At 62.6% G+C, this 11,708-nt stretch carries 15 protein-coding genes and 1 tRNA gene; 10 read left to right on the top strand and 6 right to left on the bottom strand.

What is annotated here, in order from left to right; all coding sequences use genetic code 11:
• Positions 1-2: 2 nt before the first annotated feature.
• The 3 genes from NKH04_RS13965 to NKH04_RS13955 are packed head-to-tail and all read left to right on the top strand — an operon-like array spanning position 3 to position 2,479.
• Complete coding sequence (locus tag NKH04_RS13965; protein ID WP_353044462.1) at positions 3-776, top strand: adenosylcobinamide-GDP ribazoletransferase; 774 nt, start codon at positions 3-5, stop codon at positions 774-776.
• A 24-nt stretch (positions 777-800) separates the two neighbouring features.
• Positions 801-1,811, top strand: coding sequence for a nicotinate-nucleotide--dimethylbenzimidazole phosphoribosyltransferase (cobT, locus tag NKH04_RS13960; protein WP_353044461.1), 1,011 nt, complete (start codon positions 801-803; stop codon positions 1,809-1,811).
• A gap of 26 nt (positions 1,812-1,837) precedes the next feature.
• Positions 1,838-2,479: a hypothetical protein gene (locus NKH04_RS13955; RefSeq protein WP_353044460.1), complete on the top strand. Its 642-nt coding sequence runs from the start codon at positions 1,838-1,840 to the stop codon at positions 2,477-2,479.
• Positions 2,480-2,657: 178 nt separating this feature from the next.
• Here NKH04_RS13955 and NKH04_RS13950 read toward each other — a convergent pair.
• Together NKH04_RS13950 and NKH04_RS13945 are read right to left on the bottom strand one after the other, a co-directional pair.
• Positions 2,658-2,733: transfer RNA gene (locus tag NKH04_RS13950), tRNA-Lys, on the bottom strand.
• Positions 2,734-2,838: 105 nt separating this feature from the next.
• Positions 2,839-3,744: a PhzF family phenazine biosynthesis protein gene (locus tag NKH04_RS13945; protein ID WP_353044459.1), complete on the bottom strand. Its 906-nt coding sequence runs from the start codon at positions 3,742-3,744 to the stop codon at positions 2,839-2,841.
• Between the two features lie 111 nt (positions 3,745-3,855).
• Here NKH04_RS13945 and NKH04_RS13940 point away from each other — a divergent pair, with 111 nt between their 5' ends.
• From NKH04_RS13940 to NKH04_RS13925, 4 genes are all read left to right on the top strand, one after another.
• Complete coding sequence (locus tag NKH04_RS13940; protein WP_352539596.1) at positions 3,856-5,148, top strand: efflux RND transporter periplasmic adaptor subunit; 1,293 nt, start codon at positions 3,856-3,858, stop codon at positions 5,146-5,148.
• A 2-nt stretch (positions 5,149-5,150) separates the two neighbouring features.
• A complete protein-coding gene (locus NKH04_RS13935) occupies positions 5,151-5,861 on the top strand; it encodes an ABC transporter ATP-binding protein (protein ID WP_352681709.1) in 711 nt (236 codons plus the stop codon).
• Positions 5,862-5,863: 2 nt separating this feature from the next.
• Entirely contained in the window at positions 5,864-7,081 is a 1,218-nt protein-coding gene (locus NKH04_RS13930) for an ABC transporter permease (protein ID WP_352815349.1), read from the top strand.
• 114 nt (positions 7,082-7,195) lie between these two features.
• Complete coding sequence (locus tag NKH04_RS13925; RefSeq protein ID WP_352636669.1) at positions 7,196-7,438, top strand: hypothetical protein; 243 nt, start codon at positions 7,196-7,198, stop codon at positions 7,436-7,438.
• On the opposite strand, the gene NKH04_RS13920 is transcribed toward NKH04_RS13925, so the two are convergent.
• Together NKH04_RS13920 and NKH04_RS13915 are read right to left on the bottom strand one after the other, a co-directional pair.
• Positions 7,435-8,163 (bottom strand): hypothetical protein, encoded by a 729-nt coding sequence (locus NKH04_RS13920; protein ID WP_353044458.1) that lies wholly within the window; start codon positions 8,161-8,163, stop codon positions 7,435-7,437. The two genes, NKH04_RS13925 and NKH04_RS13920, sit on opposite strands and share 4 nt — an antisense overlap.
• Before the next feature lie 7 nt (positions 8,164-8,170).
• A complete protein-coding gene (locus tag NKH04_RS13915) occupies positions 8,171-9,283 on the bottom strand; it encodes an endonuclease/exonuclease/phosphatase family protein (RefSeq protein WP_353044457.1) in 1,113 nt (370 codons plus the stop codon).
• Between NKH04_RS13915 and NKH04_RS13910 the strand changes: the two genes are divergently transcribed.
• The 3 genes from NKH04_RS13910 to NKH04_RS13900 all read left to right on the top strand — a co-directional run bounded on the left by NKH04_RS13910 (position 9,258) and on the right by NKH04_RS13900 (position 10,512).
• The gene (locus tag NKH04_RS13910; protein WP_353044476.1) at positions 9,258-9,419 is read left to right on the top strand and encodes a hypothetical protein; all 162 of its coding nucleotides are present in this window, start codon (positions 9,258-9,260) and stop codon (positions 9,417-9,419) included. The genes NKH04_RS13915 and NKH04_RS13910 overlap by 26 nt on opposite strands.
• A 48-nt stretch (positions 9,420-9,467) precedes the next feature.
• Positions 9,468-10,052, top strand: coding sequence for a BA14K family protein (locus tag NKH04_RS13905; protein WP_352768897.1), 585 nt, complete (start codon positions 9,468-9,470; stop codon positions 10,050-10,052).
• A gap of 175 nt (positions 10,053-10,227) precedes the next feature.
• Positions 10,228-10,512 carry a PilZ domain-containing protein gene (locus NKH04_RS13900; RefSeq protein ID WP_352470452.1) on the top strand — a complete coding sequence of 95 codons (285 nt, stop codon included), beginning with the start codon at positions 10,228-10,230 and terminating at the stop codon, positions 10,510-10,512.
• Positions 10,513-10,522: 10 nt separating this feature from the next.
• On the opposite strand, the gene NKH04_RS13895 is transcribed toward NKH04_RS13900, so the two are convergent.
• Complete coding sequence (locus NKH04_RS13895) at positions 10,523-11,146, bottom strand: hypothetical protein (RefSeq protein ID WP_352768899.1); 624 nt, start codon at positions 11,144-11,146, stop codon at positions 10,523-10,525.
• Positions 11,139-11,660, bottom strand: coding sequence for a hypothetical protein (locus tag NKH04_RS13890; RefSeq protein WP_352767834.1), 522 nt, complete (start codon positions 11,658-11,660; stop codon positions 11,139-11,141). Before NKH04_RS13890 ends, NKH04_RS13895 begins: the two co-directional genes overlap by 8 nt.
• Positions 11,661-11,708 lie beyond the last annotated feature (48 nt).

Raw genomic sequence — 11,708 nt, 5'->3', positions numbered from 1 at the left:
TCATGCTCAACCTCCAGATCCCCTCGCAACAGCAAATTCTCGATGATATCGCGCTTTGCCTCGTCTTCTTTACCCGGCTGCCGCTGCCGCGAGCCGACTTCCGTGGCCGCAGCCTTGCCGCTGCGATCTGGGCTGCACCCGTTGCCGGTCTCGCCGTCGCTCTGGCCGGTGCGCTGGTCTACGCCGGCGGCACGAGGCTCGGCCTCGCCGCAGGCCCCGCTGCCGCATTGACCCTTGCCGCGATCCTGCTCGCCACCGGCTGCCTGCATGAAGACGGGCTTTCGGATGTCGCCGACGGCTTTGGCGGCGGCAAGACACGCGACAGGAAACTCGAGATCATGCGCGACAGCCGCATCGGTGCCTACGGCGCCTGCGCGCTCGGCATCTCGCTGCTGATCCGCTGGAGCGTGCTCTCTGGATTCGCTGGCTCGGCCCATGTCTTCTGGGCCCTCATTGCCGCGCATGCGGGCTCGCGCGGCCTGCTCGGCGCCTTCATGCACCTGCTGCCGCCGGCCCGCGCCGACGGCCTCTCGGCTGATGCAGGCTTAGTCACCGCCGAAACCGCGGGTGTCGGTGCCGTGCTCGGCGCCGTCGCGCTGCTGGCGCTTGGGTTCAGTGCTGCCATGTTCGCGCTCATCCTGCTTGCGTTCTTGTTTGCCGCGTTTCGAGCGCTTTGCCTCAACCAGATCGGCGGCCAGACCGGCGACACCGTCGGCGCCCTGCAGCAGCTCGGCGAGATCGCAATCCTGCTCGTCGCTTCCGTTTCCCTGTCTTGACTCTGTTTCGGAGATTTTGCCCCCATGCCTTTCAAATCGCTCGATGAACTGCGCGCCGCCTGCCTCGACCTGCACAGCGGCAGCGACGCCGCGGCCAACGCCGTCGCCCACCGCCAGGACACGCTGACCAAGCCGCAAGGCAGCCTCGGCCGGCTGGAGACAGTAGCCGCCTGGCTGGCGCGCTGGCAGGGCCGCGACATACCAAAGCTCGACCGCGTCAAGGTTTTCGTCTTTGCCGGCAACCACGGCGTCACCGCGCAAGGCGTGTCGGCCTTCCCGTCGGAGGTCACCGTGCAGATGGTGGCGAATTTCGCCGGCGGCGGCGCCGCCATCAACCAGCTTGCCCGCATCGCCGGCGCGGAGCTGGACGTCATCCCGCTCGACCTCGACCGTCCGACCGGCGACTTCACGCAAGAGCCGGCGATGGACGACGAAGCGTTCCTCGCCGCCGTCTCGGCAGGCTACGACGCGATCAGCAGGGATCTCGACCTTGTATGTTTCGGCGAAATGGGCATCGGCAACACCACGCCGGCGGCGGCCATCTCGACCGCGCTGTTCGGCGGCGGCGCGGAGCGATGGACAGGGCGTGGCACCGGCGTCGACGACGCCGGCCTCGTGCGCAAGATCGTCGCCATTGAGGCCGGCCTGAAGCGCCACGCCCCGGCGCTAGCCGACCCCCTGAAAGTAGCGGCAGCCCTCGGCGGCCGCGAGCTCGCGGCGATCCTTGGTGCGACGCTGGCTGCGCGCCACCTAGGCGTCCCGGTGCTGCTCGACGGCTTCGTCTGCACCGCCGCCGCCGCACCCTTGGCGAGATTGCACTCTGCCGGCCTCGCTCACACACTGGCCGCTCACGTCTCTGCTGAATCCGGCCATCGCCGGCTGCTGGAGGCACTCGGCCTGCCGCCCTTGCTCGACCTCGGCATGCGGCTCGGCGAAGGCTCCGGCGCCTGCCTCGCAGTCAACATTGTTCGTTCAGCCCTAGAATGCCATACGCGCATGGCAAGCTTTGAAGAGGCTGGGGTCTCGGAGAAGTAAGGTGGAGCCAAGCGCGGATCGCTTTGATGAACAAACGCTCACAGATCTTCGGAGACCCCAAACAGGGGCTTCGCGATATTCTTGCTCGGATCATCAGAGATTTCGACAGCAAGAGCGGCGCTTTTGCCGGGCTGAAATACAATTCGCCGTGGATACTCGCCACCGAGGATTGGGCAGAGCGATCGGGCCATACGGTCGAAGAGCTATGCGAGATGATTTCTCAATGGCGAATCTCAATCTTTTCTGGCGAGCAGACAGACCCGAGCATCGTTCAGATTTTTGAAGATCTTCGCAGCGCCGCGGAAGATTGGCGAACCGAGACAGACTACATCGATCCACCCCTTCCCTTCGATCCTGAAGAGGCAAAATTCCCCAATCGCAAAGAACTGAAAGCGCATACCCCCAGGGCTTGGGATTCTTTGGGATTATCGACGCAATGGCATCACTACGATGCCCGAGACCTTAGTTTTAGCGGAATTATCGAAGATAGATTTGGTCACGAAATTAGATTCTCGATGACCTTCAAGCTGGCATATGGTGGTCCCATAAGGTTGTTCTTCCAATTTCCTTACTATTCTGAAGGCGATCCGAGACATCTAGACCTCTTTATGCTTTCAGGCTGTTTTGTCTGTCAGGAACCTCCGTTTGCCCGAAGCACCCGACCTTAAATGGACCGTCGGTAAAAGCAGGACAAACTTCGATGCCGTCGACGGCGTCTTGGCCATAGTGCGGGCGATCCTCAGCTGTCTGCGGCCGACTATCCAATAGCGGCTGCATAAATGCGGCCACCCGATAGCGGCGAAACATCCCGCTTTCTAGGTCTTTCCACCAATTTTCTGAAAAATTTGGTGGGTGCGCACAGGATTGAACTGTGGACCCGCTGATTAAGAGTCAGCTGCTCTACCAACTGAGCTACGCACCCACTCGGCCGGCAAAACCGGCGTTGGCGGGCATATAGCCGCCGACATCCGCCATGTCCAGCCCCGTGGGATTCATTTCCCGACAAATCGCCGAAGTGCCGCGCCCGTCAAACAAAAAGCCTGCCTTCAGCCACCTTCACCGCATGGCCGCCGATGCGGGCGGCCGCCAGTTTGCCGCCTTCGACATTCAGTTCGAGGCGAATGCGCGAAGGCCGGCCCATCTCCAGCCCCTGCTCGATCCACAGTTGTGAAACGCCGTCCGTCGGGCCGTCGAAATGCATGATCGCGCCGGCGAAGGCGGCCGCCGCTGAGCCGGTCGCCGGGTCTTCGTAGGACGGATTGCCGGGCACCATCATGCGGACATGGAAGGCGCTGTCGTGATGCACCGTCTCGCGGCAATAGACATAGGGGCTGGCGAAGGCCCATTCGCTCTTGCGTGGTGCGAGCTCCGACCAGGCCTGGTTGTCCAGCCTGATCCGGGCGGCCGCCTCCAGATTGGCGACGGGGATGGTCACGTAGGGCACGCCCGCCGACCAGAACGAAACGCGGTGGTTCTCGAAGCCGATCTCGTGCGGCCCAAGGCCAAGGGCCGCGCCGATCGCCTCGGGATCGGCCGACAATGCCAGCTGCGCCGGCAGTTTCGCCAGGTCGAACTCGGCAAAGGTCGAACCGTCGTGCTTGCTGACAGCGCAGCGCACCGGGCCAATATTCTCCTCGAGCACGAAGATGCCGGCGGCCTCTCCCGCCATTTCGGCGAGCGCTATCGCCGAGCCGACGGTTGGGTGGCCGGCGAACGGCATTTCATAATCGGGCGTGAAGATACGGATGCGGGCCCGGTGCTTCGGGTTGTCCGGCGGCAGCACGAAGACGGTTTCGGACAGGTTGAACTCGCGCGCCACCGCCTGCATCGTCGCAACGTCCAGCCCATCACAGTCGAGCACCACGGCCAGCGGATTGCCGGCCAGCCGGTTGGTGGTGAATACGTCGTAAAGCAAGTAATTCCGCGGCTGCATCTCAGTAAGTCCTCTGCCTCATTCCAAACATGAGCGAAATTTAATTTGAATTTTGAACCATAAGGCCTGATTTGTGCACTGATGGGATATCACTGAACATAGGGGTCCGGCGTGGACCAGATTGTCAATCTGCCAAAGACGGAATCCGCTTCCGCCATCGAGACGGCGCTCGGGCTCGACCACCAGGGCCTGAAGACAAAACGCCGTCGCGGTTGGGGTTACGCAGTGTTCGCACTGCTTGCCGTCGCCGCGAGTGTCGTCGGCTACCAGTGGTATGCGGGCTCGCCCGCCAAGATCGAGTATACCACGACACTGGCCGCCATGGCCGACCTTACCGTCGCCGTTTCGGCTACCGGCGCGCTGCAGCCTCTCACCCAGGTCGATATTTCCAGCGAACTCTCCGGCGTCGTCCGCTCGGTTTCGGTCAACGAGAACCAGCTGGTGAAGAAGGGCGATGTGCTGGCCGCGCTCGACACCGCAAAGCTGGAGGTGCAGATCGAGCGCGCCCAGGCCTCCGCCAAGGCAGCGGCGGCGAGCGTCGAGGACGCCACCGTGACCCTGGCCGAAAACGAAAAGGCGCTGGTGCGCGCGGCGCAACTGACCAAGCGCGGCATGGCGACGGACCAGTCGCTCGAAGCGGCAACCGCCACCCGCGACCGCTCGAAGGCGGCGCTTGATATCGCCAAAGCCAACCTCGCCATGGCCAATGCCGATCTCAAGGCGCAACAGACGGATCTTGCCAAGAGTACCATCTACGCTCCGATCGACGGCATCATACTGACGCGCTCGGTCGACCCCGGCCAGACGGTCGCCTCCTCGCTGCAGGCGCCGGTGCTGTTCGTCATCGCCGCGGATCTGAAGAACATGGAATTGAAGGCTGCGGTCGACGAGGCCGATATCGGCGCCGTCAAACCCGGCCAGCATGCGCGCTTCACCGTCGACGCGTTCCCCGAACGGCCATTCGACGCCGAAATCCGCGACATTTCCTATGCCTCGGTCACCACCGACGGTGTCGTTACCTATGATGCAAGGCTCGACGTCGACAATAGCGAGCTTCTGTTGCGGCCCGGCATGACAGCCACCGTCTCGGTCGTCACCAAGCAGGCCAAGAACGTGCTCACCGTGCCATCGATCGCCTTCCGCTACCGGCCGGCGCAGACGGCGGAGCGCGGCTGGAGCCTCACCGACCTGTTCACCGGCCGCATGGGACGCCCCGGCGGCAACCGCCAGCACCAGGCGGCGGCGAAGCCCACCGACGGCTCGCGCACGCTCTACGTGCTGGAGAATGGGCGGCCGCATCCGGTCAACGTCAGGGTCGGCTCGACAGACGGAGAACTGACCGAGATCGTCTCCGGCCTGGAGGAAGGCGCGCAAGTCATTACCGCCTCGCAGCAGCGGAGCTGATCGTGGCATCGGGCGCGACCACCCTCATAGGCTTCGACAAGGTCTGGAAAAGCTATGGCCAGGGCGAAGCCCGGGTGCATGCGCTGGCCGGCGTCGACCTCGCCATCAGGCGCGGCGAATTCATCGCCATTATGGGCCCGTCCGGTTCGGGCAAATCGACGGCCATGAACATCATTGGCTGCCTCGACACGCCGACCGCTGGGACCTACAGCTTCGAAGGCATCGACGCCGGCCGTCTCGATCGCAATCGCCGCGCCGTACTGCGCAACCTCTATGTCGGCTTCGTCTTCCAAGGCTACAACCTCTTGCCGCGCACCACGGCGGCGGAGAATGTCGAACTGCCGCTGATCTACCGCGGCGTTGGTGCCCGCGAGCGTCGCGGCCTTGCCATGCAGGCGCTTGCCGAGGTCGGCCTTGTCGGCCGCGAGCATCATACGCCAGCCGAGCTGTCCGGCGGCCAGCAGCAGCGCGTGGCGATCGCCCGCGCCATCGTCACCAGGCCGACGCTGCTCGTTGCCGACGAGCCGACCGGCAATCTCGACACCGCACGCACGCACGAGATCATGGAACTCCTGACGCAGCTGAACAGCGAGCTCGGGCTGACTATCGCCATGGTCACGCACGAAGCCGATGTTGCCGGCTATGCGCAGCGCACGATCCGTTTCCTCGATGGCCATGTCGCGTTGGACACAGCCAATCTCGAGATGGCCTAGCCATGATCTGGGAAACCGTTCGCCTCTCGCTCCGCTCCATCCGCCGCAACGTGCTGCGCTCGTTCCTGACGCTGCTCGGCATCGTCATCGGCGTCGCCGCCGTCATCGCCATGCTGACCATCGGCTCGGGCACCACCGAGAAGGTCAAATCCGACATTTCCAAGCTCGGCAGCAATCTGCTCGTCATCCGTTCCGGCCGTCCGGCCGGGCCTGGCGGACCTGGAGGGCTCGATCAGGTCGTCCGACCGCTGGGCGACAAAGATCTCGCAGCGCTTGTCGCGCATCTGGACGGCGCGCGTGCCATCTCGCCGGCGTCGCAAAAGCAGGTGCGCGTCATTTTCGGCACCGAAAGCCTGACCTCGGGCGTCACCGGAACCGACAGCGTCTATCTCGATGCCCGCGACTGGAAGCTGGTTTCGGGCCGTCCGTTCAGCGATTCGGAAACCCGCTCGGGGACCGGCGTCTGCCTCATCGGCGAGACGGTGCGCCAGCAGTTCTTCGGCGCCGGCGACCCTGAAGGCGAGATCATCCGCGTCAACCGCACTTCCTGCAAGATCATCGGCTTGCTCGAACCGAAGGGCTATACCGGTTTCGGCCAGGACCAGGACAATGTCGTGCTGATGCCGCTCGCCGCCTATCAGCGTCGCATTGCCGGCAATCGCGACATCGATTCGATCTATGTCGCCGCCGACGACCGTACGCCAACCACGGTGCTGCAGCAGCGCGTCGAGGACATCTTGCGCGACACACGCCGCATCACGCCCGACCGCGACGATGATTTCTCGATCCGCGACATGACCCAGATCGCCGATGCCATGGCCAGCGCGACCACCACCATGACTGGCATGCTCGGTGCCGTCGCCGGCGTCAGCCTGCTCGTCGGCGGCATCGGCATTATGAACATCATGCTGGTGTCGGTAACCGAGCGCACGCGCGAGATCGGCATCAGGCTCGCCATCGGCGCCCACGAAAAGCACATCCTCATCCAGTTCCTGGTCGAGGCAACCGTGCTGTCGCTGCTTGGCGGCATCATCGGCATCCTGATCGGCCTGGCCCTTGCCGGCCTCGCCTCGCTGACGCTGACGATCCCGTTTGCGCCAAGCCCGGCGGTCATCCTGCTTGCTGTCGGCTTTTCCGCGCTGATCGGCATGGTGTTCGGCTTCTTCCCGGCGCTGCGCGGCGCGCGGCTTAACCCGATCGACGCGCTGAGGCATGAATAGGCATTGCAGCAAGTGTCGCCTCCAGACGCTGCCAATTTTTTATGCAACCTGCCCTTGTCGCAGCACATTCTGCAATGATAACAATGCTGTTGGGGACTAAGGGGGGAACAATGGATGAGCAAGAAAGCGCGACTGGCTCTGGCGATTGTGATCGTCGAAGCCGCCTTGGCAGGGCTTTGGTGGAATTTGATCCTTTATGGGATGGACAACCCCGATCGCGTCACCGCTGACTTCCAGCAGGTAATTGGGCAGACGATGGGAACGGCGATGGGCGCGCTCCTGGGTCTCGGCGTGCTGTTGTATTTTGTTGCCGCCCGCAACGACCGCAAGGCTATTGAAGGTAGGCTACGACGTTAGAGTTGGAAACCTTGCTCGCTCGCAAAGTGCCATTCGATCAGCGGTCTCATATGCGGCATCAGCCCGTCCGGCAGGTCGGCTGCATTGCGGATGATGACGGGGCCTTCGATTTCAGGCTCTGATTCGGCGGCGACGAATGCACTGATCCGCTGTGCCAGGTCGTCGGCGGAGGCCGTCTCGCGGTAGCGGCGAAAGATCACCGTGCCGGTTGCCGTCGACAGGGCGTAATAGCGCCTGCCGCGTGTCGCACCTGATAGATCGAGCCCGGTTTCCTCCAGTACCTCGCGGATCATGTTGAAGTCGACGTCAACGATGCCGTCGCGGAAATCGGTTGGCTCGAACGAACCGGCGGCGAAGTAGACGCGCCCGGCATTGACCGTATGCGGTGCCATACGGATCGCCACCAACGCGTTGTCGCCGGCGACCAGCATGGCGTGCGCGTAGGCATGTTCGGCGCCAGGCACCTGTCGATTGCTGCGCCAAAGCATGAAGGTCGAATAACGCACCGCATGGCAACGGCCGACTAGGCGAGTGTCGCGATAGCTGAGAGCGGAAAGCAGCACCACGGTGCCGTCGAAAAGCGCCGGCTTGGCCGCGGTCTCACGCCGCCAGTTCGCCGCGATCGCGTCGGCATGATCGCGCTCGAACGGATGCGGGCCGGAATCGAGCCTGACGTCGATGGCATCGACCGGCAGGATGACGTTGCGCGGCAAATCGAAACTCACGCCTGTCTCACACCAGGTCGAGGGCAATTGCTACTGGGCAATGGTCGGATGCCTTCGGCCGGTCCCACCCGGCGCGTGGGAAGCGCTCGACCTCCTGGCCCGCCGGAAATATGGTGCGCCAAGGCTGTCCGCTACGGATGATATCGGGAACGGCGGTGGCGTTCTGCCTGGCTAGCGCCCTCGATAAAAGGATGTAGTCGAGCTGGCAGAGATGCCGCTCTTCCGGTCCGCGCGTGTGATAGAAAGTCCAGCGGTCCATTTCCGGCCGCCGCTCGACCGCGTTTTCGCAAAAACCGCCGGCAGTGAGCACGTCGATGCAGGACCGGGTCTCGTCGATCACCTCGAAGCGATGGCCGTCGAAAACATCGCCAGTGATCTTCACGCGCTGCCGGTAGTCGTTCATGTCGCCGCAGATTGCCCAGCGCTTGTCGGCGGCATTATCCTTGCCGAAGCGCTCCTCGATGATCCGGCGCACCGCTTGCGCCTCGGCGATGCGCAGCGGCATTGTCGCCTCGCGGCCGTCGAGGCCGTTACGGGGCGAGCCCATCGACTTGAAATGCACGAGATACAGCGTCAACGGCGCGCCAGCGACCGTCAGATCGATTTCCAGGCAGTCGCGTCGGAAGATGCGTTCATTGGCCTGGTGACCAAGCGCTGCCAATTCCGCCGTGTGCAGGCCGAATTGCTCGAACGTGACATAGGCGTAGCTAGTCATGCGCACGAATTCGATTGGCTGGCCCTGCGCGGTCTCGTTGCGCATCATCACGGCGACGTCGATGCCGCGCGAATCATTGCCGGCGGTGGTGTATTTCTGCCGATAGCCTTGCCCCACCATCTTGAAGAGATAGCCATATTCGAAGGCCTTCAGCGCCTCGATATTGTCGACCTCCTGCATGCAGATGATGTCGGCGCGGGTGGCCGCGATCGCCAGCGCCGTCAACTGGCGCGTGTCGTCGGACTGCGCGATCGCCCGCGCCTGCTCGAGCATCTTGTATTCGGCCTCGCTCTGGATGTCGAAAAGCGCCAGTGTGCGATCTTCGTTGAGCTGATTGCGGTATCCGGAATAATCAAACCTGTTCATCAGGTTTTCGACGTTGAAGGTGGCAAGGCGCAGCGACATGGCTTTGAGCTTTGCCCGCAAGCGCGCCCGAAAACAAGGGCGCAGAAACCAGGAGGCTCTGATTGATCGCGCGCTCGCCATGGTTGACGGAACCTTTTTGTTCATCTTCCGTTCAGATGGAAAGTTCCATCAATAGGCTCTTCCCCGAGGTTCTGGGCGTGGGGCCTGAATTTCGGAGAGTGCGATGAAACCGCTCTTTTTATCTTCCGTCAGATCCGGGCTGATGGCCCTCGGTCTGATCGCCAGCCTCTCGGCCCCGTCGCTTGCCGGGCCGATACCCAAACCCCTGCTGCCGGTGGCGGGCAACGCTGCCGACATCGTGCAAATTCGTGAAGATTGGGCAGGCGGCAATGACAGGCAGATCTGGCGTTGGCGCAATCGCGGCTTTCGGCAATGGCACGGCGGCGACGATTGGAGATGGCGGTCCCACAATTTCCGCGGCCGTCATTTTTCGAGACACTGGGACAATGGCGGCTGGGACGACAGCTGGCGCTGGCGCCACCATCGCCGCCATTACCGCGGCGGCTACTATGATGATGGTGCGGGTGCCGCGATTCTTGGCTTGGGCCTGGGCCTCGGCCTTGGCAGCCTGTACAACAGCTACAACTACTACGACGCGCCGCCACCGCGCCGCTATTATCGCGCAGGGCGGCTTTCCAGTGCACATGTCCAATGGTGTTACAATCGCTACCGGTCGTACCGCGCCTGGGACAACACCTTCCAGCCCTATTACGGGCCGCGCCAGCAATGCTACTCGCCCTATAGGTAAGCAGGCCGACAACAAGCATCATTCGGCGCCGTGCTTCGCGGCGCCTTTTTCTTCCAGCCAGGAACCGCGAACATCGCCCAGTCCCGACTGCTGATAACGCTATTTTTATCAGGCAGGTCTAATAATCCTCCCGATCAGAACGCCCGAGACGCGAAAAATGGCTGGATTGCGTGCGATGGCCGAGGACGAACAGAGGGACAAACACCGGCAGCGCGTCTTGAAGGGCGCGACGATCCTGACCGGCGTGAGCAATTCCGAGGTCACATGCACGCTGCGCAACATGCACGCCGGCGGCGCCGAATTGAAGGTCTCGATCGACGCGCGCGTGCCCGATGAGTTCCTGCTCTATGTTCCGACCGACGGCATTGCCTACAAGGCCGTGGTCCGCTGGCGCCGCGAAGATCGTATCGGCGTGATGTTCACCGGTACCGAACCAAAGCCCAGTTGGCACTACGGCTGAGATCCCGGCGCTATCCGGGTGGCAGGACTCGCAGTGTCTGCTCGTCAAACAGCGGCTCATCCTGGCCGACGCGAACGAATAGAAGCTTTCGCAGTTCGGGTGATTGCACCTCGAAATACTGAATGCCGTCCGGGGCTTCGCCCCATTCGCCACAAGGCGGTTCGCCGACCTCGTCAGGGTTGGCGACGGTCTTCAATTCCTCACGATAGGCGGCATCGGGACTGAAAACATACCGGAGGATGCGCGCGGGCGTCGCCCCTTCGGTGTAAGGCATGAGCACGCAACGTGTGCTGATGGCTTTCTCGGTCTTCTCCGTAAAAATGCGCTGCAACGCAGAATCGGCGGCCTCGCCAGGCAGCATATCGAAGACTTCGACGACAGGATCGGCCGGCCCGCCGTCGCTGTATTTGATGGCAAGAGCATTGCCGCCAAGCTCGAAATGAATCCGGCGAAAACCGAAATCGCAACGCTGCACCCAGGCAGCCAGCCCGACATCCCTGTCCGCCAGCCGTTCCCAAGCGCATTTGTCGACAGGCGGACGCGACGGCTTGCTTTGGTCGGCACGAGCGCCGGTTGCCATGGCAATAAGGACCGACAGGGCGAACATGCAGGCCGGCAGTCTCTTGCTATTCATCGCTACAACCCGTCAAACTAAAGGCGTCCCAGGCTGAACCGTCGGGATTGGCTTTGGCGAAATCGGGCCATTCGGTAAAAATCGCGCCGAAGTCAGGCAACAGCAACCCTGCCGGTGCCGGCGAGGCTTCGCGGGAATTCAACTGCTCGGCACCGCCTGCATTGAACGCATAGACCTGCCCATCCCACACTCTGCACAGCCCGGTGCCGTCCTCGAGACCAGCCTCACGATCGTCGTCGGTGCAGGTGTGCCGGATCGTGCCCACAGGAAAGGAGTACTTGCCATTGGTCCAGGTAATGTCCGACGGCAGACGAATGTCGGTATTGGGCACGATCAACGAAAAGACCTCGGTCGTCAGCGCGGCCGGCTCGTTGTTGGTTGGCCGGAACTGTATCGTCGCTCCCGAACGCGGCTCGCGATAGGTCGCATGGCTGAGCGAGCATTCTGTTGCGTTCGCTGCTTGCAACAGGCTCAGCATGCTCAGAAAAATAGCTGCTGCTTTGCGGATGATCATTTAAGTCCCTTGGAGCAGCATCATTGTGAAGTTTGAGCATCGATGCTT

The sequence above is a fragment of the Mesorhizobium sp. M1365 genome (assembly GCF_040317865.1).
Taxonomy (GTDB): domain Bacteria; phylum Pseudomonadota; class Alphaproteobacteria; order Rhizobiales; family Rhizobiaceae; genus Mesorhizobium.
The sequence above is the reverse complement of the archived record's forward strand: the minus strand, read 5'-3'. Positions and strand labels throughout refer to the sequence as shown.

Bases quoted from the DNA above. Each gene is read 5' to 3' on its own strand.
- NKH04_RS13965 (WP_353044462.1), top strand. From the start codon at position 3: ATGCTCAACCTCCAGATCCCCTCGCAACAGCAAATTCTCGATGATATC.
- cobT (WP_353044461.1), top strand. From the start codon at position 801: ATGCCTTTCAAATCGCTCGATGAACTGCGCGCCGCCTGCCTCGACCTG.
- NKH04_RS13955 (WP_353044460.1), top strand. From the start codon at position 1,838: ATGAACAAACGCTCACAGATCTTCGGAGACCCCAAACAGGGGCTTCGC.
- NKH04_RS13945 (WP_353044459.1), bottom strand. From the start codon at position 3,744: ATGCAGCCGCGGAATTACTTGCTTTACGACGTATTCACCACCAACCGG.
- NKH04_RS13930 (WP_352815349.1), top strand. From the start codon at position 5,864: ATGATCTGGGAAACCGTTCGCCTCTCGCTCCGCTCCATCCGCCGCAAC.
- NKH04_RS13925 (WP_352636669.1), top strand. From the start codon at position 7,196: ATGAGCAAGAAAGCGCGACTGGCTCTGGCGATTGTGATCGTCGAAGCC.
- NKH04_RS13915 (WP_353044457.1), bottom strand. From the start codon at position 9,283: ATGTCGCTGCGCCTTGCCACCTTCAACGTCGAAAACCTGATGAACAGG.
- NKH04_RS13905 (WP_352768897.1), top strand. From the start codon at position 9,468: ATGAAACCGCTCTTTTTATCTTCCGTCAGATCCGGGCTGATGGCCCTC.
- NKH04_RS13900 (WP_352470452.1), top strand. From the start codon at position 10,228: ATGGCCGAGGACGAACAGAGGGACAAACACCGGCAGCGCGTCTTGAAG.
- NKH04_RS13895 (WP_352768899.1), bottom strand. From the start codon at position 11,146: ATGAATAGCAAGAGACTGCCGGCCTGCATGTTCGCCCTGTCGGTCCTT.
- NKH04_RS13890 (WP_352767834.1), bottom strand. From the start codon at position 11,660: ATGATCATCCGCAAAGCAGCAGCTATTTTTCTGAGCATGCTGAGCCTG.